The sequence below is a fragment of the Bacillus sp. FJAT-27986 genome (assembly GCF_001685035.1).
GTDB lineage: Bacteria > Bacillota > Bacilli > Bacillales > Pradoshiaceae > Pradoshia.
In genome coordinates this window covers 39508-62435 of record NZ_MAYV01000002.1, presented here as the reverse complement: position 1 = coordinate 62435, position 22928 = coordinate 39508, and the positions used below count along the sequence as shown (strand labels likewise).

The window sequence follows — 22928 nt, the reverse complement described above, 5'->3', positions numbered from 1 at the left end:
GACTAGAAAAGAGAGGAATAAAAGGATGCTGGGGAAATTTTTTTCATATTATAAACCGCATAAGCGGCTATTTTTGATTGACTTTACTAGTGCCATTATAGTTGCGTTGCTGGAGTTGGCTTTTCCGATGGCAGTCCAATGGTTTGTTGATGAATTGCTGCCGACAGGAAATTGGAGCATGGTCGTGACGGTCAGCATTTTATTATTAGCTGTTTATTTACTGAGTACATTCCTGCAATTTATTGTGAACTATTTGGGGCATAAGCTAGGAATAAATATTGAAACAGACATGCGACAGGAGCTCTTTAATCACGTTCAGCGGCAATCATTTCGATTTTTTGACAACACAAAAACCGGCCACATAATGAGCCGAGTGACAAATGATTTATTTGATATTGGTGAATTTGCCCACCATGGACCTGAGGATCTTTTCATCGCAATTATGACATTCTTCGGTGCCTTTGCCATCATGTTTAATATTAATCCTACTTTAGCGATCGTGGCGGTTATTCTAATTCCATTTTTAATATGGCTGGTGACATTCAGCAATATGAAAATGAACGCAGCATGGAAGAATATGTACGGAAGTATTGCTGATGTAAATGCTCGGGTGGAAGACAGTGTAGCAGGTGTGCGCGTTGTTCAATCGTTTACTAATGAAGCGTTTGAAATGGATCGCTTTGAATTGAATAACAGGTTATTCCGTTCTGCCAAGCTTGTTGCATACAAGGTGATGTCGTGGACACATTCTTCTATTTATATGATAACAAGGATGCTGACATTGTTGGTTCTTGTAGTAGGAGCCTGGCTCAGCTTTAATGGAACATTATCTTATGGAGAGTTGATAAGCTTCGTATTATATACGAATGTATTAATTAAGCCTGTTGATAAAATCAGTGCACTGCTTGAGCTATATCCAAAAGGAATGGCAGGCTTCAAGCGTTTTCGCGAGCTTATTGAACAGGAGCCAGATATACAAAATAAAGAAAATGCCATCTCAGTAAGTGGTTTGAAGGGGGATATTTCCTTCAGTCATGTTGATTTCAGCTATGATGAATCCAAACCAGTCTTACACGATGTCAATCTTGATTTAAAGGCAGGAGAAACAACTGCATTTGTTGGTCCATCCGGTGCCGGAAAAACCACGATATGCTCACTTATCCCACGTTTTTATGACGTGGATGCAGGGTCTATTAAAATAGATGGAATGGACATTCGCGATATGACAACTGAGTCACTCCGTAAACATATTGGAATTGTACAGCAGGATGTTTTTTTATTCACAGGAACCATTCGCGAGAATATTGCTTATGGGAAACTGGATGCCTCATTTGAGGAAATTGTAGAAGCGGCCCGAAAAGCTCATTTGGAAAAGATGATTGAACAGCTGCCGGATGGATACTATACGCAGATTGGCGAGCGGGGGTTGAAGTTATCTGGAGGGCAGAAACAGAGGCTTGCAATTGCACGTATGTTTTTAAAAAATCCGCCAATCCTTATTTTAGATGAGGCTACATCTGCCTTAGATACGGAAACGGAAAGAATCATTCAGCAATCGTTAAATGAATTGGCAGCGAACCGTACTTCGTTAGTAATCGCACATCGCCTGGCAACCATTCGTAATGCCGACCGTCTGATTGTTGTAACTGAGGATGGGATAGCTGAAGATGGGTCATATGAAGAATTGCTGAATCAAAATGGGATATTTGCAAACCTGCATAGAATTCAATTTGGGAAAGAGACTGTTTGATAAAACATTAAATAAAAACAGGTAGAAGATGAAAGCATCTCCAATTGTTTAACAATCGGGATCTTTGTTCAGTCAGCTACCTGTTTTTTGTATTATTAGTAGTTTACAATTTAACTTGGAGCTTCACTATTTTGTAGTGAATTGGGTTTAGCGTTCTGTTGGACAGGCTTCTGATTGTCATCAAAGGATGATCTGTTCTTTTCGTTACTTAATTGATCAACTTGTTGTTGTGCATTAGACTCATGCTCAGTTGTTTTCTGTTCCCCAGCTTTTAGTGGATCTCTTACTTGTTGTTTGGTTTTTTCATTCTCTTTAGCTTGCTGTTCTTTTAACTCTTGTGCAGCTTTCTCTTTTTCTTGTTCCATTCTTTTTTGTTCTTCAGCTTTTTTGACAGCTTCCTCTGCCTTTGCTTCTAGACCTGTTTTTACTTTTTCTTGTAAAGGGGTTACTTTAGCTTTAAAGTTATTTTCCCATTTCGTATAAGTTGGATACTTACTTAGATTCTTTTTCTTTAAATCTATAGATTTTTTCTCAAGTGTAGGCAGCTTGTTTAAGTTCGTTTGGGCGGCCGTAAACTCATTTTTCTTCACTTGGCTCTCTATTACGACGAGTAAGTTATAGCGTTCTACATCATATTTAGTATCTTCAGCCGTACGTTTAGCTGGTGTAATATATTTCTGTGTAAACAGAGTACGAGCTCCTTTGCCATAAAGCGGGGTCACTTTTTTCTGCATTTGCGTAATAGTTTGGTTTAATTTTTTATGTGAATCAGGTAATTTTGAGCTTACTATTCCATCATTTATCATTGTGACTACTGCTTTGTCAGCAGTTTGAAGAGTGGATCCATATTTGACCGCATTCATAAAGGTCAATGAACGTGATGTATATGTTTTCATGGCGGTGATATCTGCCTTAATTGATTTCGTATGCTTGCTTGGCAGTTTATTCACTTTAGATTGCAGGGTCTTAATATCCTTTGTCACTGTATTGTAGAGTTTCTGATGAGCACTTGTTATTTTTAGGTTAGAGGTACTCTTAATATCGGTATAGTAGTATTTTTTGAGTTTCTTAGCCGTTTTTAATTTAGCAGCGGAGTCTTTTTTCAATGTGGCTGCCGACTTTTTATCACGTGCGTCTTTTAGTTTTATACTCTCCTGTGCAACGTATAGGCCGACTCCTTGATTTTCTTTCCAAATCTGAGAAAACTGTGATACAGGTAGGTTTGTTTCACCTGCAGGTTTCCCAATCTCGGGTGTAAAGCTAGGCCTTTTTTTAGTGCTGATAAACCAATCTGAAAATCCACCGCCTGAAGGGTTTTTTCCTGGATATACTAATGAGTAGCCTGTCATTTTGCCAATCTTCTTAGCGTATACATGATCTCTATTATAATTCGTTTTACTTTGTTTATAGTTCCAATACAGAATGCGGCCGCTGCTATGATAGGCAACAGTCATTTCTGGATTAATTTGATTCACAAATTTAACAACAGCCTTTACTTCCTTCGCTGATTCAGGAGCTTTCCCTTTATAGTTCTTGTAGCTTGGAGATTTCGGAGAGTTTTTGATTTTCCCCCAATCTGCTTTATATTGTCTATTTAAATCAATTCCTTTGGCATTTGCTTTCCATCGTTTAAAGTTTTTGCTTCCATTATTCATTTTGATAATGGCTTTATGAGCGCTCTTAGGAAATGCTTTTAAACCTTGTTGCTGAAGAGTTACTCCATCAGGATTCACCATTGGAACAAACCAAATAGTGGAAGAATTAAGAAGGCCTTTTGCGTTGTATCCACTGATTTTTTTATTGCCCTTATAGGCTGCTGCATATTTTTCAATCATGTACATATTTAAGCTGGTCGTCAGCCATTCACGAGCATGATGGGAACCATTGATAAAAACATTGGCACTTTCCTTTCCAAGACCTACAGCATATATTTTTCTGCCGTATTCAGATGTACCAATTGTCTTTACTTGTATCAAATCCGGGTAAGCTTTCTTTAAGGCTGTAATGTCTTTCCCCATTTGTGTGTATGTATACGTCTTATTCGGATTGACAATCGTTTTCGAAGCAGCTTTCGTTTCCCCGGGTAGCTGAATTAAAAGTGAGAGTACTAGCATCATGACAATTAACTGACTTATTCTTTTCAAATATCCCCAACCCTTTCTAGTTTTGTAATCTTTAACCATCTACAAGTATATTATATTTACTTAGTTAGCAGAACTTTAAAATATAGGTTTGTCGATAATTTGGTTATTTTGAGGGATACCTGGAGTTTGTTGTCTAGCTACTAAATTTTATAGGTCAATATCACTGTTAATAGAAAGAATAAGACAATAGATATAGTAAATTCCTATTCTTTTTATATAGAGGCATTGTTGGATGGTATTTTTTATCCAGTAGATTTATAAACACGAAGTTTTGCTTCTGCCATTTGCAGGGTAGATATACTCTCATTTATAGTGAATGCAATCCATTATCTTTGGAGGTGTGGATTTAGCTATTCTGCCTATACCAATTTTAACAGCAGTTTCAGTTTATGAACTCAAAAAAACAGCCTGGACGTTTAATCAGTCCAGGCTGTTTCAACTTATTCTATTAAATTGCTTCTTGCTGTGATTCAGCAGGAGGGGAGAATGCTTTTTCTGATTTGGAGATTACCACTGATGCAAGAGCATTACCCAGTACGTTTACAACCGTTCTACCCATATCAAGGATACGGTCAATACCAGCGATGAACGCTAAACCTTCAACTGGAATACCTACAGTACCTAGGGTAGCTAATAAGACAACGAAGGAGACTCCGGGTACGCCTGCTATACCTTTAGAGGTAATCATTAACACAAGCATTAGAGTTACTTGCTCCATTATGGATAAATCAATATTGTACATTTGTGCAATAAACAGTGCTGCTAAGGCTTGATAAAGAGTAGAACCATCCAGGTTAAAGGAATAACCTGTTGGAATAACAAAGGTAGCAATATGCTTTGGACAGCCCTCTTGTTCCATCTTATCCATGATTCTAGGTAAAACGGCTTCAGAGCTTGCTGTAGAGAAAGCAAGGATTAGTTCGGCTTTTAACACTTTAAACAATCTGAAAATACTGTAGCCGACTGCCTTGGCAATTAATCCTAAAATAATGATCACAAAGAAAATCATCGTTCCATAGACCGTTATAACTAACTTACCTAAGGGGATAAGAGATTCCAATCCAAATTTAGAAATTGTAACACCAATTAATCCAAATACACCAATCGGTGCAAATTTCATAATGAGGTTAGTTATATAAAACATAATCTGGGCCACGCCATCAAAGAAGTTATAAACAGGCTTTGCTTTATCACCTACAGCAGCAACACCAAGTCCAAAAAGGACAGAGAAGAAGATAATAGCAAGCATATCTGTTGTAACAAATGCTTCAAATGGGTTGGCTGGGACAATATGAACGATCATATCAATAATAGATTGATCTTCCTTAGCTTCAGCAGACCCAACATAGCTGGATATATCCGTTTGCTCCAAATTTTCCATGTTTACGCCTTTTCCGGGCTGGAAAATATTTGCGGATACTAGTCCGACAACAATGGCTACCATAGTTACACATACAAAGTAAAGTAACGATTTACCACCAAGTTTCCCGACTGCTTTTATGTCTCCAACGCCAGCTATAGCAACAATAATACTTGAGATAATGATAGGTACGACAATCATTTTAATTAAATTGAGGAAAATATCTCCAAGCGGCTGTAGGTACGTTTGTGCAGTTGTGTTCTCATAAAAAATTGCACCAACAATAATTCCTAATACTAAGCCGATTAAAATTTGAGTAGCTAATGAAAATTTAAGTTTAGATGTTTTCATATAGTTAGCTCCCTTCTTTGGATGTTTTTTAGGATAAAAGCGTTTCGTGTTGAAATTCTTACTTCCTATCTATCATAAAGAGGAATATTAAAAGAGTGCGGATAGAAAGAGAGAGCAAGAAATATGAGTAGTTAGCTATGTAATAAACTAACTAAATCCTTTTAGACAGAATTAACAAAACAATAGAGGTATTACCACGGAGAGGCAAATTTAACAGCTAAGGGTATTAATGGCACAATAAACACATTTTAACACAAATGTTCAGAAAAGAGGAAATTTGAGAAACCGAGCATTTAAGATAGTATATTTAGGACTGGTAAATTAAAAGGTAAGGGTAGACTTCATTACAGAACTGTACAAGAAAATATATACATCAATGTTATTTAACAGTTGTTTTCAGGACTTAGGACACATTTTTAAAAATAATTGTTTATTTTTGGGAATGGATGGTATGGAGATACAAAAGGAGGAAGCGATCTATGTTAAAGAAAAAAGGGATGTTCTTCGTACTGTTCATACTAATTTTATTGGTAGCCTGCAATAAAGACGTAGCCGAGCAAACAACGAATGATACAAAGAATAGTGGCTCGGATAAGGTAGAGAGTAAAGTGATAGATATATACAATAATAAAGAAGAGAATATTGGAACAGCAGAGCTTAGTGAGGTAGCGAAGGGAGTAGTGATAGAACTGAAAGCAGATGGACTGCCGCCAGGACTGCATGGATTCCATTTTCATGAAACAGGAAAGTGTGAGGCACCTAGTTTTGAGACTGCAGGCAGTCATTTTAATCCAACTGATGCGAAGCATGGCATGGAGCACGAGGATGGTCCGCATGCCGGCGATCTTCCTAATTTGGAAGTGGGTGAGGATGGGTCCGTTAATGTGACGGTAAACGCAGAAAATGTGTCACTATCTAAAGGGGCCGATGCTGCTTTAGTAGATTCTGATGGAACCGCCTTGATTATACATGAAAATCCAGATGACGGAAAAACTCAGCCAACAGGCGATGCCGGTGATCGGTTGGCGTGCGGAGTCGTAAAATAAAATGAATCATAGGAAGAGTGTCATAAGGAGAAAAATATCAGGTAGGCTGAATCATACTGGTTCAGCTTTTCTTTTTAACCAGTAATTTTTTATAAAAAAGAGATTAGACAGGGGTTCTCTCTTGAATTATAGTAAATAATATACATATTAATCCCGTATTGGAGGTATTACATCAATGACAGAACCTCTTTTTTTAAAACCTGTCTTTCAGGAGAGAATTTGGGGTGGAACAGAGCTGAAAACTAAATTTGGCTATGAGATTCCATCTGAACATACAGGTGAATGCTGGGCGATATCCGGTCATAAAAACGGCCCGTCCATTATCGAAAATGGCCCTTATGCAGGCAAGACTTTAATCGAATTGTGGAATGAGGAACGCCATTTATTTGGTGAGATGGAAGGGAATGTGTTCCCTCTGTTAACAAAAATATTAGATGCCAATGCAGATTTATCCGTGCAGGTTCATCCGAATGATGAATATGCAAACATTCATGAAAATGGTGAACTTGGCAAAACAGAATGCTGGTATATCATTGATTGTAAGGATGGCGCTGAAATGATTTACGGGCATACCGCGCAATCCAAGGAAGAGTTTGCTTCCATGATTGAGAAGGGCGAGTGGAATCATTTACTGCGTCGCGTTTCCATAAAGCCAGGAGATTTCTTCTATGTTCCAAGTGGAACGGTCCATGCTTTATGTGAAGGGACGCTTGTACTTGAAACACAGCAGAGCTCAGATACAACCTACCGTGTATATGACTACGACCGCACGGACCAAAACGGACAAAAACGTGAGTTGCATATTGAAAAATCAATTGATGTGAGTATGGTGCCGCATCAGGATGCAGAAGTGCAGGTTTCCAAGACCGTATTGCCAGGGGCAGAATTGACTACGTTTGTGGAAACGGAGTTTTTCTCAGTTTATAAATGGGATATTAGTGGATTATCTTCATTTGACCAGAATCAGCCCTTTATGCTTTTTAGTGTTATTGATGGAGAAGGGGCTCTTAGAATGAATGAGGAGACTTATCCGTTAGAAAAAGGTGCTCACTTTATTCTTCCATCGGGTACAGGTAATTTTGAACTTGAGGGGAATCTTTCCTTGATTGTGTCACATCCATAAAGAGAAGCGTAAGGGGAATATCCTCTTACGCTTTCATTTTTTCTGTGAATCGCTTTGTGATTTGCTGAGGTCTTGTTATTGCACCGCCTACAACAACAGAATGGGCACCAACCTCTAAACAGCGCTTAGCCATTTCAGGAGTTAGAATATTTCCTTCTGCAATGACTGGGATTTTGACGGTTGATACAAGATCCCGCAATAATTTGAAGTCATCGTTATAAATGAATTTCCCCTTTGAATAAGGTGTATAACCAACTAGTGTGGTTGATATACAATCAAATCCAATTCGTTCTGCTTCAATTGCTTCGCCCAGAGTGGAGATGTCAGCCATAAGTAATTGATTAGGGAAGTGCAGGCGAAGAGATTGGACAAAAAATTCAAGTTCCACATTAGATGGTCTGGGACGATAAGTTGCATCCATCGCGATCATATCTGCTCCGGCAGATACAATATCGCTTACCTCTCGGAGCGTCGGAGTGATATAGACAGGTGAATCAGGATATTCACGCTTCACAATTCCTATAACAGGTAAGGGGACCTCCTGTTTGATTGCAACGATGTCATCATGTGAGTTGGCGCGTATTCCGCCAGCACCCCCCTGCATGGCAGCAAGCGCCATTTTCCCCATAATCATTGGGCTGTGCAGCGGTTCATCTTCAAGTGCTTGGCATGAAACGACTAAACGTCCTTTGATAGCCTGTAACATATGTAATCAAGACCTCCTGTAATAAATATACGAGTTACTATCCAATTCTATTTTACACAGTTGAGCTAATCATGTTTAGGATAATTAATTAAATATTATCCTGCGTTGTAATCTGTTGAGAGAGGAGTTGATTTTGTATGAAAAATATTTCACTTTATATGAGTGCTACATTAAGAGATATACCAGAAGCTATCTTACCAAGCGGTTTTAATTTTCGACTGTTCAGAGAAGGTGATGAACAATATTGGGCTGAAATCAATACGGCTACAAAGGAGTTTACCAATATGAAATCCGCTCTGAAACGGTTTGAGTCTGAATTTATGCCATATAGGATAGAGGCGAAAAAAAGGGTAATCATTCTTGAGACAGACGAAGGAAAACCGGTGGGAACCGCTGCTGCCTGGTTTGGCGATTTTAACGGTAAACAAACTGGCAGGCTACATTGGGTTGAAATACTGCCTGAATATCAGGGAAGGAAATTAGGTAAACCCCTTGTAATAAAGGCGCTCGAAATTCTGAGCTCTTTCCATAATGAAGCCTATCTGAAAACCCAGACAACGAGTCTGACTGCTATCCATATTTATCTTAAACTCGGGTTTAAGCCGGTCATCAGAAACGCTGAGGATCAGGAGGGGTGGAACTTAGTGTTTTCTCATTTTCAATGTAAAAAATAGCGGTCCTGTTGACTGCCTTTTTAGATATGGATAAAAAATATATCAAGAAGATGATAAACATCTTTTTCGAATATTACTTGCAATAAGTGTGCTTGGAACAAATTATCCATACCTACGAGATAAGCTAATGTACATACTATCTAGTGAAACTGCCGTATGGAAAAGATTCCTGTTTCGTGGAAACGGGTGGAATTGAGGGGCATTCTTTTTTGTAAGAATAGTAGTGATAGAATTAATAATAGTGTAAAGGAGGGAACTCGTTGAATCAGGAATTTTTATATATTGTCATCATTATTGCACTCGGTTACCTTCTAAAAAGGACTGGAATTCTAAAGGAAACTGATGGAGAGGTAATTTCGAGAATCATCTTTAACATCACCTTGCCATCCCTAGTCATTGTATCCCTGCAAACCTCCACTATAACGGTATCTTTATTGGGAATCACTCTTATTGTTATTCTTTACGGGATTCTTTCTACAATAGTGGCCTATTTTGTGTTTAGGAATGAGACACGTGAGATTAAAGGAACTTTTATGATGCTTGCCTCAGGATATAATGTCGGACTGTTCGCCTTTCCGCTTGTTGAGGCCTTTTGGGGCACAGAGGGATTACTGTATTTTGGTATGTTTGATGTTGGTAATTCTTTTATTGTATTTGGATTGGCCTATATAGTAGGAAGTTATTTTTCTGAAAATGGAATGAAGCTGGAGGGGCGCGCCATCCTTATGAAATTTGGTAAGTCCATTCCTTTAATGACATACATTGTTATGAGTGTCTTGAATTTTGGTCATATCCAGCTTCCATCGGCGCTTTTAGAAGTAGCAACAATCATATCTAAAGCGAATATGCCACTGGCCTTATTGCTGCTCGGAATATATTTGAAATTTTCTTTTGAAAAACAGTATATACGCCCAATTATAAAATACTTATCATTCCGATATGGCTTTGCATTGCTGGTCGGTATTTCATTATATTTTGTTCTTCCAGTTGATGATATGTTTAAATACACGATACTACTCGGTTTAGTCCTGCCAATTGGCCTCGCTGTTATACCGTATGCCCATGAATTTAAATATCGAACGACAATGATGATAGGTACGGTCTCAAATTTATGTATCCTCATCAGCATGATCTTAATGTATTTATTTTCCCTGTTTATTTTATAAGTACAATAGAAAACCCCTTTTTCAGCTATGTGAAAAAGGGGGCCTTTACATCTATATTAATTGATGGGGGTTACCAGTTGGAAGCCATCTTGCTCGATTTTTACCGGATGAGCCTGCTCCTTTGTTTTGTGGATAAGAGAGCGGTCTGCCAGCACGCTTTGAATTCCTCTCAGCATGAGGTTCAGAGAAAACAAGCTAAGTATAAAACCAAGTGATGGGCCAAGGACAATCCATTTATTGTAACGCAGTTCATGATAGGAGAGACCGATCATCCCGGACCATTCATGTGAAAGAGAGGTGGCAACATTATAAGGATCACTCATTGGAGCACTAAGGTCTATTGTTTCATAACCCCCAATCACGCACATAAAAGCGCCTAGCTGAACTAGCAGCACTAATGATTGGGCGATTTGCTGAAGAAAAATGACAATCAACCTTGATCTTAAATGATGCCTAATATGGACCTTTACAATCCACCATTTAGATCCTCCCAACAGACGGGATGCATCGATGAATTCATTTTTTAAGTAATACCGAAGTTCATCTCCTATTACGGAGGTTAAAGGAAGAAAGGTAATCAATGAAAGCATTAAGCATTGCTGAAAAATCACATCTATTCCACTTTCAGATATAAAAAACATCATGGCAATCAATATGGTTGGAATAAAACGAAATGCTCGAGTCAAAGGTTCTATTACCCAGTTGAAACGCTGATGATACAATCCATATAAGATTCCACTTCCCATTCCTAAAAACATCCGCAAAAGTCCAATTAATACAGCAATGAATAATGTATATTTAGCTCCTTCAATTACGTTCCAAAATGTATCCTGACCAAGTCTGTCTACACCGAAGGGATGCGTTAAGCTTGGTGGATAAGCCGGTTGATCAACAAGTTTTCCATCTTCATAAATAAGCTCAGGCGGAGGCTCGAGATGCGGTTTAATCCAAGCGGGATAGAGAAGGCTGGTTACAATAAGGATGAATAAAAATAGAAAACCAATCATAAAAGAAGGATTTTTAAGTAATTTTTTTATCATCCGTGTTCACCGCCCATCACTCGTTTTACAATCGTTTTCCCCCATATATCTAATAAATAGAAGGGGATAAATAAGAAGGTCAATCCTACAGCTATAAACTTGATGTCCAGCCCGTTTATAAAGGAGAATAGTCCATCCATATTTAATAAGCGCTCCAGAATGAGCAGGCTTGAGATGATGAACCACAGTAGATATTGCAGATTTGAAAAAATAGTGATTGTCGTGTTGCGAAGGATATGTTTGAAAAATATCTCTCTTTTGGACAAGCCCTTTGCATAAGCATATTCCACATACATCTTTTGTTGCTCTTCACTGACAGATAAATCAATCATTTGGAATAGCATAAAAATCGGCAAGATAGATAGAGCAATAATAGGTAGAAGGTAGACATGATCCTCTCCTAAAGCAACGGGATCCAGAATGAGCAAGCCTGTTTTTTTGAAAATCCATATTGAAAATAATTGAATCGCGAAGATCATGATGACATCTGGGATAGACTGAATAAAGAAGGCAATTTCACGAAAAAAATTCTGAAGGATTCTTGTTGAAAAGTAATGGAATACTTCAAATAATAGAGCGGCAATAAATGTTGCTAGTAAAGTGCCTCCTAAAATAAGAAGTGAATAAATAAACGGGTCTTTGAGACTGACCCAGAACAGTGAAAATTTCGGTATTCCTTGAGAAAAACTATAGTCTACCATGATTTGAATTTGATCGATAAATAAAAATGCCTCATAAATATCCTTGGCCTGGTTTGAGAAAGCCTTCCACCAGCTAATGGATGGATCTGCATTATTCCATACCCATAAAGAACTAAAAAAAAGAATAATAAGGTTTATAGCCAGAATGGTTAATATAAAATCTAATAAATGGGCAGAAATTTTTTTAAACTGTTTCATATGTATATTCACCTACTCCAACATGCTTTCTATATTGGCAAAATCTGAGACCAACTCCCATGACTTGTGTTGGCTTTTGCCATCTGTTTCTTTATCAAAGGTTGTCAAAATTCCATACATAACAATCCCGTCCACTTTTTTTCCGTCATATGTATAAGACCTGTATCCCAGACTGTCTTCTCTGATATACTCTCCAGATTCTCCATATATCTCTTTTACAGAAGCGGGTTGTTTATCAGGTACAAAGAGGACTTCAAGTTTATACTGCTCTAAAATTTTAGGGCGTTTGAATTCATATTTTATGTAGCCGTCTTCTTTGACTTTTGTTTCACCTTCCCATGCGATTTGGTCACTGCCGTTTTCTTTTAAGGTCACATGGAGAATAGAATTTTCATGAAGTGTACTTGAAAGTGATAAAATAACACTTCTATCACTATATTCCTTTATTGATCCCATAATTAAAACATCCTGTCTCAATTGGCCTCTGCATCCTATTAAACTGCAGAATAGGGAAATTATGAAAACTCCCATAACCCACTTCTTAAGCATCTCAATCTACCCCCCCTTTTTATCCCGGTATGTTGGCACTATAATGTTCATTCTATCCAAAGATTAATCAATATGTAAACAAAATATTTGGAATTTTTAATTAATCGATTGATTAAAAAAATACAGCTTCCATTTGGAAGCTGCATTCCTTTTATCTATTTAAATCGCTTATCCCTGGAGCGTGCTCGTTTGGCATTTCCGGTAGCTGTGGAACAGGGAATCCTTGCGGTGGAGGAGTGACTGACAAGGTTCCACCGTTTCTGCTCGGTGTTTGTCCCTGGAAAACTTCGGCGATTCTAGTTGGATCTAATCGGAAGTTAAACTGAGCATTATGGAAGCCCATATCCACGAACTTTTTGCATTCAGGATATTTATTTATATCATAATTTGGAACAGGGAAAATTTTGCCCCAATCCACACCTAAGGTTTCAAGTGCTTTAGCAAAAGCATTTTGATGAGCATTATCCCGGACAATTAAAAACCCGAGAGTCTCACGAAACGTTTGATTATTACTCATTTCATATATTCTTGTTTTCTGAAGTACACCTGTTGATTCGAGCATCAAATTATTCAGCAGATTAGCAATTAAATTACCATGGTCATAAACCCATGAGCCATTCCATGGATTGCCGCCTGCATCTACTGGAAGAGATGACTGAGCTCCCATAATATAATGGTGTGGATTGGCATGTTTGATTGCTTCATCTAGAGGAGCTCCATCTGAGCCACCATCACCAGGTTGTGAAGAAAGGCCAGAATCATTTAATAGTTGATTAATGGTGTTCTGAACAAGCTCGACATGACTGATTTCTTCTAAAAAGATCCCTCGAAGCAAATCCTTATACTGAGTGTCTTTGCCCCTGAAATTGTTACTCTGAAAGAAAAATTGCATCATTGTGCGCATTTCACCAAATTGACCGCCTAAGGTCTCCTGTAAGACTTTAGCAGCAGCAGGATCTGGCTTATCTGGTTTAATTATATTGATTAGCTCTTCTTTGTAATAATACATGCAGGCTTCTCTTCTTTCTTAATGAATTTATTAGTCAGTTGTCGTTACAACATGAAGAGGAGGCGGAACTAACCAGCCTTTTTCTTTGTTTATTTTTAATAATGCGGCCCCGAATTGTGCCTTTTTCATATGGAATTGTCCAAACATTAAGCCGATGTCTTCACGAATACATTGAGCCATTGCCTGAGCACAGGCAACGAGTCCAGCAGCAATATCAGCCGATACAAGTCCAGAAACCTCTTGATCTGTAAACCGTGCACCAGGAGGAATAGCCTCGATTTGGCTTTCCGGTTTTTCAGGTGGTGCAGGCGGCAGAGCAATACCATTATGTTTTAGTAATTCCTGCAGTTGTTTTACATCTGATCTAGCATTGGCGATCATGTCATCTAATAAATCTTTTAAATCATCATCACCAGTATGGTTTTTAAGGGTTTGAAAGCCAGGAATCATGGCCTGTGCACCCATTAATTGTGACCATACAGCAAATACCTCACCATAATGCATTGGTTCTTTTTGCGGATTTCCACTTAAAATGCCCATTAATCAGTCGACTCCTTATATTTAAATTTGAAGAACTCATCTGTTAATATGAACCAATTAACTACCAATTATACGTAAAAGAGGCAACCGATTGAACGGCTGCCTCTACATTGAATATTTTAATGATGGTGTCCATGTCCGCCTTTATGAGGGTTTGTTATTTCAAAACCTGGTTCAGGTAGATGGAAGTACTTAATCCACACTCCATCCAGGAATTCTTCTCGTTTATCAAGCAAGACATCAATATCCTTATCAGTCTTAACAATTTCGTCATGCTCAGTTGGTGTACTCAATTCAATATCATAGTGAGCATGGTCGCCATGCATATGGGAAATCACTACACGAATCATTTTCCCGTCGGCTTCCTCTGTACTCAATAATTTTTTTAATTCTTTGGCGGCATTCCGATTTATTTTACAATTCATTCTATCTCCTCCAATCTACTAGATCTCTTATAAGTGTAACTTAAAAATTTCCATTATTAAAATAATGAAGTATAATATAACCATAAAACTAGTTTTATGGTTATGTGAAGAGGAGGGGAATGTAAATGTCTTGGGTCATGAAAACAGATCATCGAATGCGCTGTATATGCGAAGAAGGTAAACAACAGCTACCAGCCGTTCATAATGAACAATCATTACTGGAGCTAGCAGAAATGTTTAAGGCACTTGGTGATTCTACTCGCCTGGAGATTCTGTCATTATTATTAATTGAAGATTTATGTAAATGTGAAATTGTTACAGCTCTTTCGCTTCCTAATTCCACGGTCAGCCATCATATTAAAATTATGGAAAAAGGCGGAGTTATTAAAGGAAGAAGAGAGGGGAAATATACAATTTATCGATTATGCGAAGAAAGGCTGGAGTCAATTATCAGCTTTTTACGTAAGCAGTAAAAAAGATAGGGGGAAACAAGATGAAGGGTGCTTATAACTTAACAGAAAATGCAATCTCCTCATCTCTTCTGAAGCTTTCCGTTCCTATAATAGCAACAAATTTTATTCAAACCACATATGGAATGGTCGATATGATTTGGGTTGGCAAGCTTGGCAGCGGTCCAGTTGCTGCCATAGGTACGGCAAGTTTCTTCGTTAATTTGGCGCTGGCTCTTGCAACAATGGTCTCGATTGGGAGCGGAGTCAAAATCGCTCATTGTATGGGGGCGAACAAAAAAGAGGAAGCGGCAGAATACATAAAAAACGGGTTTATCATGTCACTGATCCTGGCTATTTTATATACGCTTGTTGTATTTATCTATAAAGATTCATTTATTGGCTTCTTTGAGCTGGGCGATTCTCAGGTGGAGAGAATGGCTGTGCAATTTTTAGTCATCTCTATGATTGGTGTTATATTTTCTATTATAAATTTACTGTACAGTATGATTTTAAATAGTATGGGAAACAGTAAAACGCCATTTCGCGTCTACACTATTGGTTTTCTCGTTAACATGATCTTGGATCCTTTTTTAATTTTTGGGATCGGATTTATACCTGGAATGGGGGTTGTTGGAGCTGCGCTTGCAACATTAACAGCAAACATTATTGTTACGCTCCTTTTCTGGTTTAATTCTAAACGATTCATATCATTAGGGAGCCATACAAATTGGAATGGACGTAAGATGATAGAAGTAATTAAAATGGGGATTCCAATTACAGTCCAAAGAGTAGTATTCATCGGCATATCCATCATTATTGCAAAGATTATTGTGCAATGGGGAGCAGAGGCGATTGCTGTTCAAAAAGTTGGTATCCAAATTGAGTCGATTTCCTATATGACTATTGGGGGGCTGCAGGGTGCGATTGCCGCCTTTATTGGACAAAACTATGGTGCAAACAAAATGGACCGAATCCATGCAGGGTATAAAATAGCATTGGCTATGACCATAGGGTTCGGTTTACTTACGTCACTACTATTTATCCTGTTTCCAGAGCAGCTTTTTTCTATTTTTATCAGTGAGCCTGATAGTATAAAACTCGGAGCAGACTATATGAGAATCCTTGGATACTCGCAGGTATTTATGTGTATGGAGCTTTTAACAGTCGGAGCATTTAATGGGTTGGGGAAAACCTATATTCCGCCTATTTTTAGTATCACCTTTACAGTGCTCAGAATCCCGATGGCCATCCTTCTTTCCGTTCCATTTGGATTAAATGGGGTATGGATGAGTATCGCAATCAGCAGTCTTTTGAAGGGTGTTGTATTGGTAATTTGGTTTATGTTTACATTGCGAAAAATAAAAAATAAGACAGCAAGAATACACGCATAAGAACGGTTGGTAAGGAGAGTACATATATGACAAATATAGACCATAGACTTCTAAAGCTCATGAAAGAAAAACACCTATCGGAAACATTGTTTAGGGGAAATTTTGGCCTTGAAAAAGAAAATAATAGGGTTCATAAAAATGGGACATTAGCTTTAACACCACACCCGTCTTCATTCGGTGACAGAGCAAAGCACCCGTACATTACAACCGACTTTTCTGAGTCTCAGATAGAGATGGTGACTCCGGTGTTCCCGACGATTGATGAGGCGTTTGAGTTTCTGGAAAATATACATGATATTGTGAGTTTAGAATTATCTAAGCAAGGAGAATACTTATGGCCAGGCAGTAATCCTCCTATTCTTCCCGATGAATGCTTGATTCCAATCGCCAAGCTGGAAAACGATCAGGAGACCGAGTACCGATATAAACTTGCACAGAAATACGGAAGAAAAAAGCAATTAATAAGCGGTATCCATTACAATTTCTCGTTCTCTGACGAACTATTGCACGTATTGTATGATGAACAATCCAGCCATAAAACATATAAAGAGTTTAAAAATGATATTTATTTAAAAATCAGCCGTAATTTTAACCGCTATCGAGATTTATTGGTTGATGTGACTGGGGCCAGTCCAGTGTTTCATAATACTTATAACCAAGACTGCGTCTTAAGGGCAGAGCAATTAAATCAAGGAAGTTATTATCTCCCTCAAGTTCATTCATTTAGAAACAGCGTATGTGGTTATAAAAATCGAAAGGACTACCAGGTTTCCTATCAATCAGTTGAAGAATATGTTGAGGATATTCACAATTTGATTCAGAAACATGAATTGTTGAGCGCAAAAGAATATTATCATACGCTCCGCTTGAAGGCAGGTGCTGGTGAAGATCCCCTGCAAGGTCTTTTAGATAAAGGGATTCAATATATTGAGATTCGGTTGTTAGATTTGAACCCTCTGTTTAAAATCGGTACAAGTAAAGAGAATCTCTATTTCATTCACTTATTTATTTTGTATATGCTTCTGCTTGAAGAAGAGGAAAAGACCGATTTGAATTATTTATCCATCATAGCTGGAATGAAGGAAATGGCACGAGAATTATCTCTAGCTGATAAATACATCCATATACTGGTCGAAGTTGAAAATATGCTAATTGATCCGGAACTCTCTTATGCAGCAAGAATAAAGGAAGGTATAAAGCAGTCATCCTACGAATTGTTTCATATGAAACATTCTTTTGATTATTTACACGAAAGTGAAAAACATTCATTCACTTTATTGGGATATGAGGATATGGAGCTTTCAACGCAAATTTTAATTAAAGATGCTATTAAAAGAGGAATAGGAATCGAGATTGTTGATCGAGATGAAAACTTTATTGCTTTATCTGATGGGAAGAAAACAGAGTATGTGAAGCAGGCGACCAAAACATCGCTCGATTCATACAGTACTGTTTTGGTTATGGAGAATAAGCTTGTTACGAAGAAGATTCTTCGAAATGCTGGGATGAGAGTTCCGAATGGAGGGGCCTATCAATCACTAGAGGAAGCAGTTATGGATTATGAGAAATATAAGGCCAAGCAAATTGTAATCAAGCCGAAATCAACAAATTTTGGTTTGGGAATTACGATTTTCAAAGATTCATTTTCAAAAGAGGACTATGAAAAAGCATTAGGGATGGCTTTTCTTCATGATCGTACTGTGTTGGTTGAGGAATTCCTCAGTGGAAAGGAATATCGGTTTCTTGTAATGGGAGATGAAGTGACAGGGATCCTTCATCGTGTCCCAGCCAATGTGAAAGGTGATGGACAATCCAGTATTGCTGAATTGGTTACAGCGAAAAATAAAGATCCTTTACGGGGAAAGGGCTATAAAACACCCTTGGAGAAGATTCAGTTAGGGGAAAGTGAAGCACTTTTCCTAAAGGGACAGGGAAAGGATTTCGATTATATCCCGGCGGAAGGAGAGCTTGTTTATTTAAGAGAGAATTCTAATATCAGCACTGGCGGGGATAGTCTAGATCTTACTGATGCTATATCAGGGAGCTATAAGGAATTGGCCATTCAAGCTGCAAAAGCTGCTGGTGCTACAATCTGTGGAGTCGATATGATGATTGATGATCCGACTGCCAATGTCAGTGAACAAAATTATGGAATTATCGAACTTAATTTTAATCCTGCGATCCATATTCATTGTTATCCTTACAAAGGAGAAAATAGAAGAGCAGGGGAGCGAATTCTTCAATTACTTTTTGGGAAGTAAAAAGCGGCCGCAACAGGTTTAGTAATATCTGTTGCGGCCTTTTGCTAAATATAAGAAAATAAACTCCTGCCATATTGATTTAGGCAGTCATGCTGAGACAAGCATCAGCGCATTTGAAGCAAGCCCCGGCACATTTTTGGCAATGGTCATGATCGTGCTTTTGACATTCCTCGCCGCAAGCTTTACAAATCACTGCACAAAGATTACAGATTTCTTTTGCAAAAGGACTGTTAGATTGCATTGATTTAACCGCCAATGCACAAATGTCCGCGCATTCTCGATCCAGGCGGATGCAATCTGCCATCATCTTCATGTGATCCTCTTCTAAGCAAGCATCGAAACATACATTACAAGCATCTATACATTCAATACAGGCATCTATACAGACTTGGTACATGTCTTTATTCATAAAAAAACCTCCTCATTAAAAATGGTTATATCCCTATCTATTCACATTCCCTTGCTGGAAGGGAATAAACTCAATATGGATGTTGACGTTCGCTAATCTCATTAAAATATCTAAAATGCTTTGACTCTAACGTTACGTCATCATTTACGATATAGGAAGGGAGGGGTGAGAGAGGTGTATAAGATAAAGGAAGGGAGGGGTGAGAGAGGTGTATAAGATAAAGGAAGTCTCCGAGCTTGCTGGAGTCAGTGTTAGAACTTTACATTATTATGATGAAATTGATCTGTTAAAACCAGCTCATATTGAGGAGAATGGATATCGTTTATATAATGAGGGAAATTTAGCACGCCTTCAGCAAATATTATTTTTTAAAGAAATGGACTTACCGCTAAATAAGATCAAAGCTATTCTGGATGATCCCCAATTTGACCACTTGGATTCCTTGATGAAACATAAAAAGGTTCTGGAGGAAAAGCAGAAGCGGCTGGAGAAAATTATTCAATCCATAGATCAGACCGCCCAGGCAATTAAAGGAGGAAGGAAAATGTCAAGGCAGGATATGTTCGAGCCATTTGATATGAGTAGAGTTGAAGCACATATAAAAAAGTATGAAAAAGAAGTTAAGGAAAAGTATGCAGACACGGAGGCATTTCGCCAATCCCAGCAAAAAACAAATGGCTATCAAGCAGATGATTGGAAGGCAATTGAAATAGAAAATCAACAAATTTATCAGTCTTTAGCTGAATTAATGGACCGGGATCCTGCGGATAGTGAGGTTCAACAAATCGTCCATGAATGGCGAATGCATATTTGTAAACATTTTTATAATTGCACACCGGAAATATTTAAAGGGCTTGGCGAGATGTATATTTCTGACAAACGTTTTACTGATAATATCGATAGTACAAAGCCGGGGCTTGCCCGATATTTACATGATGCTATTCAAATCTATTGCCGCTAATTAAATAGAATGACGTATAGGTGCCTGAAAAGATAGGCACCTATTTTTTATAAAATTTAAAAATCTTATTTTGCTATATATTTTTGTTGATGTTTCCTAAAAATGTTGTATAATAATCTGAGTTTGGTAGTAAACATTAAGTTTGATAATAATAAACTTTCTCTAGTTAGAGTTTACTTATAATAAACGAAATTGAGGTCATACCATGTTAATGGAAATCGGAAGCAAAATTAAAAATTTAAGATTAAAAAAAGGTCTGACTCAAGAAGAACTTGGTGAAAGAACAGATTTAAGTAAAGGGTATATTTCACAACTTGAAAGAGGTCTCAGTTCACCATCTATCGAAACATTCTTCGATATACTCGAGGTTCTCGGCTGTACCCCAAAGCAATTTTTTGATGAGGAAGAACGTGAACAAAAAGTAGTATACGGAAAAAATGATACGACAGATTTTATAGATGAAGATCGGGGTTATCAAATCCAATGGCTTGTTCCAGAATCAAATGAAAAAGAAATGGAACCCATATTGCTTACATTGCAGGAAAAGGGAGAGTTCAAAAAATTTGAGCCCTCACTTTCAGAGACATTTGGCTATGTATTAAAAGGGAGAATCATGATAACACTCGGCAGAAGGACATACTTTGCCAAGGCAGGAGAAGCAATTTATTTTAACGCAACCGAAGAACATCAGATAATTAATGATTTCAACGGGATTTCAGAATTATTGCTTGTAGCGACGGATTCTTATCTATAATTAATATCCACAAGAAGGAGTAATGAACATGAATGATCATACAATTATTCGTTTTGAGAACGTCACGAAGCAATATGATGACGATCCAGCGGTATTAAATGATGTTAGCTTTGAAATTGAAAGAGGGAAATTCTATACACTCTTAGGACCATCAGGTTGCGGAAAAACGACGATTCTCCGCTTAATTGCCGGATTTATGCAGCCCTCTGAAGGAAAGATTTACTTTAACGGTAAATTAATAAATAATGTCCCGGCCAATGAGCGCCAGGTAAATACAGTATTCCAGGATTACGCCCTATTTCCACATCTAAATGTATTTGAAAATGTTGCATTTGGTTTACGCATTAAAAAAATGAAAAATGCAGACATTGCCAAGAAAGTGACAGAAGCATTACGCTTTGTTAACCTGGCTGGTTATGAAAACCGTGAAATTAAAGAAATGTCCGGTGGACAGCGTCAACGTGTAGCCATTGCCCGTGCGATTGTAAACGAACCGGAAGTAATCTTACTTGATGAACCTTTATCGGCGCTCGATTTAAAGCTTCGTACTGAAATGCAATATGAATTGCGTGAGCTTCAACGCCGCCTTGGTATTACCTTCATCTTTGTTACGCATGACCAAGAAGAAGCATTGGCGATGAGTGATGAGATTTTTGTTTTGAACAAAGGCAGAATTCAGCAAAGCGGTACGCCAACTGATATCTATGATGAGCCTGTTAACCGATTCGTCGCAGACTTTATCGGAGAATCCAATATTGTTCCCGGTAGAATGATTGCCGACTATATAGTAGAATTTGCAGATAAACGTTTTGACTGCGTAGACGGCGGTTTCAGAGAAAATGAGTCTGTAGAAGTGGTAATCCGTCCTGAGGATTTAGAGATTACTACACTCGAACAAGGAAAAATGCAGGTACGCGTTGATTCCCAATTATTCCGTGGTGTTCACTATGAAATTTGCTGTTTTGATGAAGCAGGTAATGAGTGGCTAGTACACTCTACGAAAAAAGCGGTTGTTGGGGAAGAAATTGGGTTGAGTTTTGATGAAGAAGCCATTCATGTCATGCTGCCGGGGGAAACGGAAGAAGAATTCGATAAACGCTTAGAAGCATATAATGAGGCCGGCCATGAAGAATAAAGCGAAAACTCTCTATCTGATTCCATACTCTATTTGGATTGCATTGTTTGTTGTATTCCCGATTATCCTGGTTGTCTATTACTCCTTTATTGGGATTGACGGCCAATTCACGTTGGATAATTACAGCAACTTCTTTACACCAGTCTATTTGAAAATGACATTAAGTTCGTTTTGGTATGCTTTCTTAGTTACAGTTATTTCTTTATTAATTGCATACCCAACGGCATTTTTATTAACGAAAACAAAGCATAAGCAATTATGGCTCTTATTAATTATCTTACCAACCTGGATTAATCTACTTTTAAAAGCATATGCCTTTATTGGTATTTTTGGCACATATGGTGCTGCCAACGCCTTTTTAGAGGTTTTTGGAATAGGAACAAAGCAAATTCTATTTACTGATTTTAGTTTCATCTTTGTTTCTACCTATATATTTATACCGTTTATGCTATTGCCAATTTACAATGCGCTAGAGGAAATGAACCAATCCTATGTAGATGCAGCCAGTGATCTTGGAGCATCCAAATGGATGACTTTCCGCCGTGTCATTTTCCCTCTGACACTCGACGGAGTGAAATCAGGTGCACAGGCTGTCTTTATCCCAGCCCTGTCATTGTTTATGATTACTCGTTTGATTGCAGGTAACCGAGTGATTACATTGGGAACAGCAATTGAACAGCATTTTCTCGTTACGCAAGATTGGGGAATGGGAGCTACGATAGCGGTATTCCTAATTATCGCAATGGCATTAATCATGATTCTGACAGGCAGAAGAAAGTGAGG

Annotated in this window: 22 protein-coding genes; 12 read left to right on the top strand and 10 right to left on the bottom strand. The window is 38.0% G+C overall.

The genetic code is table 11. The features are described 5' to 3' along the window. Positions 1–25: 25 nt before the first annotated feature. Entirely contained in the window at positions 26–1750 is a 1725-nt protein-coding gene (locus A8L44_RS05010) for an ABC transporter ATP-binding protein (protein ID WP_066102603.1), read from the top strand. Positions 1751–1860: 110 nt separating this feature from the next. Here the strand turns inward: A8L44_RS05010 and A8L44_RS05005 are convergent, their stop codons facing one another. Next, the gene (locus A8L44_RS05005; RefSeq protein WP_066102600.1) at positions 1861–3894 is read right to left on the bottom strand and encodes a M14 family zinc carboxypeptidase; all 2034 of its coding nucleotides are present in this window, start codon (positions 3892–3894) and stop codon (positions 1861–1863) included. A gap of 448 nt (positions 3895–4342) precedes the next feature. Beyond that, the gene (locus tag A8L44_RS05000; protein ID WP_066102597.1) at positions 4343–5605 is read right to left on the bottom strand and encodes a cation:dicarboxylate symporter family transporter; all 1263 of its coding nucleotides are present in this window, start codon (positions 5603–5605) and stop codon (positions 4343–4345) included. A gap of 479 nt (positions 5606–6084) precedes the next feature. Between A8L44_RS05000 and A8L44_RS04995 the strand changes: the two genes are divergently transcribed. Both A8L44_RS04995 and manA read left to right on the top strand, forming a co-directional pair. Then, complete coding sequence (locus A8L44_RS04995) at positions 6085–6651, top strand: superoxide dismutase family protein (RefSeq protein WP_066102594.1); 567 nt, start codon at positions 6085–6087, stop codon at positions 6649–6651. A 175-nt stretch (positions 6652–6826) separates the two neighbouring features. After that, complete coding sequence (gene manA, locus A8L44_RS04990; protein WP_066102591.1) at positions 6827–7774, top strand: mannose-6-phosphate isomerase, class I; 948 nt, start codon at positions 6827–6829, stop codon at positions 7772–7774. Positions 7775–7799: 25 nt separating this feature from the next. On the opposite strand, the gene A8L44_RS04985 is transcribed toward manA, so the two are convergent. Then, on the bottom strand, positions 7800–8480 hold the full coding sequence (locus tag A8L44_RS04985) for an N-acetylmannosamine-6-phosphate 2-epimerase (protein WP_066102587.1): 681 nt from the start codon (positions 8478–8480) through the stop codon (positions 7800–7802). Between the two features lie 137 nt (positions 8481–8617). Between A8L44_RS04985 and A8L44_RS04980 the strand changes: the two genes are divergently transcribed. Both A8L44_RS04980 and A8L44_RS04975 read left to right on the top strand, forming a co-directional pair. Further along, the gene (locus tag A8L44_RS04980) at positions 8618–9154 is read left to right on the top strand and encodes a GNAT family N-acetyltransferase (protein ID WP_066102583.1); all 537 of its coding nucleotides are present in this window, start codon (positions 8618–8620) and stop codon (positions 9152–9154) included. Between the two features lie 260 nt (positions 9155–9414). Beyond that, entirely contained in the window at positions 9415–10320 is a 906-nt protein-coding gene (locus A8L44_RS04975; protein ID WP_066102581.1) for an AEC family transporter, read from the top strand. 56 nt (positions 10321–10376) lie between these two features. Here A8L44_RS04975 and A8L44_RS04970 read toward each other — a convergent pair whose 3' ends face one another. The 6 genes from A8L44_RS04970 to A8L44_RS04945 all read right to left on the bottom strand — a co-directional run bounded on the left by A8L44_RS04970 (position 10377) and on the right by A8L44_RS04945 (position 14782). Continuing rightward, entirely contained in the window at positions 10377–11360 is a 984-nt protein-coding gene (locus A8L44_RS04970) for an ABC transporter permease (protein ID WP_066102578.1), read from the bottom strand. Beyond that, complete coding sequence (locus A8L44_RS04965; RefSeq protein ID WP_066102576.1) at positions 11357–12259, bottom strand: ABC transporter permease subunit; 903 nt, start codon at positions 12257–12259, stop codon at positions 11357–11359. Before A8L44_RS04965 ends, A8L44_RS04970 begins: the two co-directional genes overlap by 4 nt. 12 nt (positions 12260–12271) lie before the next feature. Beyond that, positions 12272–12808: a hypothetical protein gene (locus A8L44_RS04960; RefSeq protein ID WP_066102573.1), complete on the bottom strand. Its 537-nt coding sequence runs from the start codon at positions 12806–12808 to the stop codon at positions 12272–12274. Between the two features lie 151 nt (positions 12809–12959). Next, positions 12960–13817, bottom strand: coding sequence for a manganese catalase family protein (locus A8L44_RS04955; protein WP_066102570.1), 858 nt, complete (start codon positions 13815–13817; stop codon positions 12960–12962). A gap of 30 nt (positions 13818–13847) precedes the next feature. Further along, positions 13848–14357 carry a DUF3231 family protein gene (locus A8L44_RS04950; protein ID WP_066102568.1) on the bottom strand — a complete coding sequence of 170 codons (510 nt, stop codon included), beginning with the start codon at positions 14355–14357 and terminating at the stop codon, positions 13848–13850. 119 nt (positions 14358–14476) lie between these two features. Next, complete coding sequence (locus A8L44_RS04945) at positions 14477–14782, bottom strand: heme biosynthesis protein HemY (protein ID WP_066102565.1); 306 nt, start codon at positions 14780–14782, stop codon at positions 14477–14479. Between the two features lie 125 nt (positions 14783–14907). Here A8L44_RS04945 and A8L44_RS04940 point away from each other — a divergent pair, with 125 nt between their 5' ends. From A8L44_RS04940 to gshAB, 3 genes are read left to right on the top strand one after another with little or no spacing between them, the layout of a single operon-like run. Further along, the gene (locus A8L44_RS04940) at positions 14908–15255 is read left to right on the top strand and encodes an ArsR/SmtB family transcription factor (RefSeq protein WP_066102562.1); all 348 of its coding nucleotides are present in this window, start codon (positions 14908–14910) and stop codon (positions 15253–15255) included. 20 nt (positions 15256–15275) lie between these two features. Then, entirely contained in the window at positions 15276–16625 is a 1350-nt protein-coding gene (locus A8L44_RS04935) for an MATE family efflux transporter (protein ID WP_066102559.1), read from the top strand. A gap of 26 nt (positions 16626–16651) precedes the next feature. Beyond that, a complete protein-coding gene (gene gshAB / locus A8L44_RS04930; protein WP_066102556.1) occupies positions 16652–18886 on the top strand; it encodes a bifunctional glutamate--cysteine ligase GshA/glutathione synthetase GshB in 2235 nt (744 codons plus the stop codon). 79 nt (positions 18887–18965) lie between these two features. On the opposite strand, the gene A8L44_RS04925 is transcribed toward gshAB, so the two are convergent. Then, positions 18966–19295 carry a four-helix bundle copper-binding protein gene (locus A8L44_RS04925; RefSeq protein ID WP_066102553.1) on the bottom strand — a complete coding sequence of 110 codons (330 nt, stop codon included), beginning with the start codon at positions 19293–19295 and terminating at the stop codon, positions 18966–18968. Positions 19296–19503: 208 nt separating this feature from the next. Between A8L44_RS04925 and A8L44_RS04920 the strand changes: the two genes are divergently transcribed. The 4 genes from A8L44_RS04920 to A8L44_RS04905 all read left to right on the top strand — a co-directional run bounded on the left by A8L44_RS04920 (position 19504) and on the right by A8L44_RS04905 (position 22926). Continuing rightward, entirely contained in the window at positions 19504–20256 is a 753-nt protein-coding gene (locus tag A8L44_RS04920) for a MerR family transcriptional regulator (RefSeq protein WP_066102550.1), read from the top strand. A gap of 211 nt (positions 20257–20467) precedes the next feature. Beyond that, complete coding sequence (locus tag A8L44_RS04915) at positions 20468–21010, top strand: helix-turn-helix domain-containing protein (protein ID WP_066102679.1); 543 nt, start codon at positions 20468–20470, stop codon at positions 21008–21010. Positions 21011–21038: 28 nt separating this feature from the next. Then, positions 21039–22145: an ABC transporter ATP-binding protein gene (locus tag A8L44_RS04910; protein ID WP_066102548.1), complete on the top strand. Its 1107-nt coding sequence runs from the start codon at positions 21039–21041 to the stop codon at positions 22143–22145. Continuing rightward, complete coding sequence (locus A8L44_RS04905; protein WP_066102545.1) at positions 22135–22926, top strand: ABC transporter permease; 792 nt, start codon at positions 22135–22137, stop codon at positions 22924–22926. Before A8L44_RS04910 ends, A8L44_RS04905 begins: the two co-directional genes overlap by 11 nt. The last annotated feature ends 2 nt before the right edge of the window (positions 22927–22928 follow it).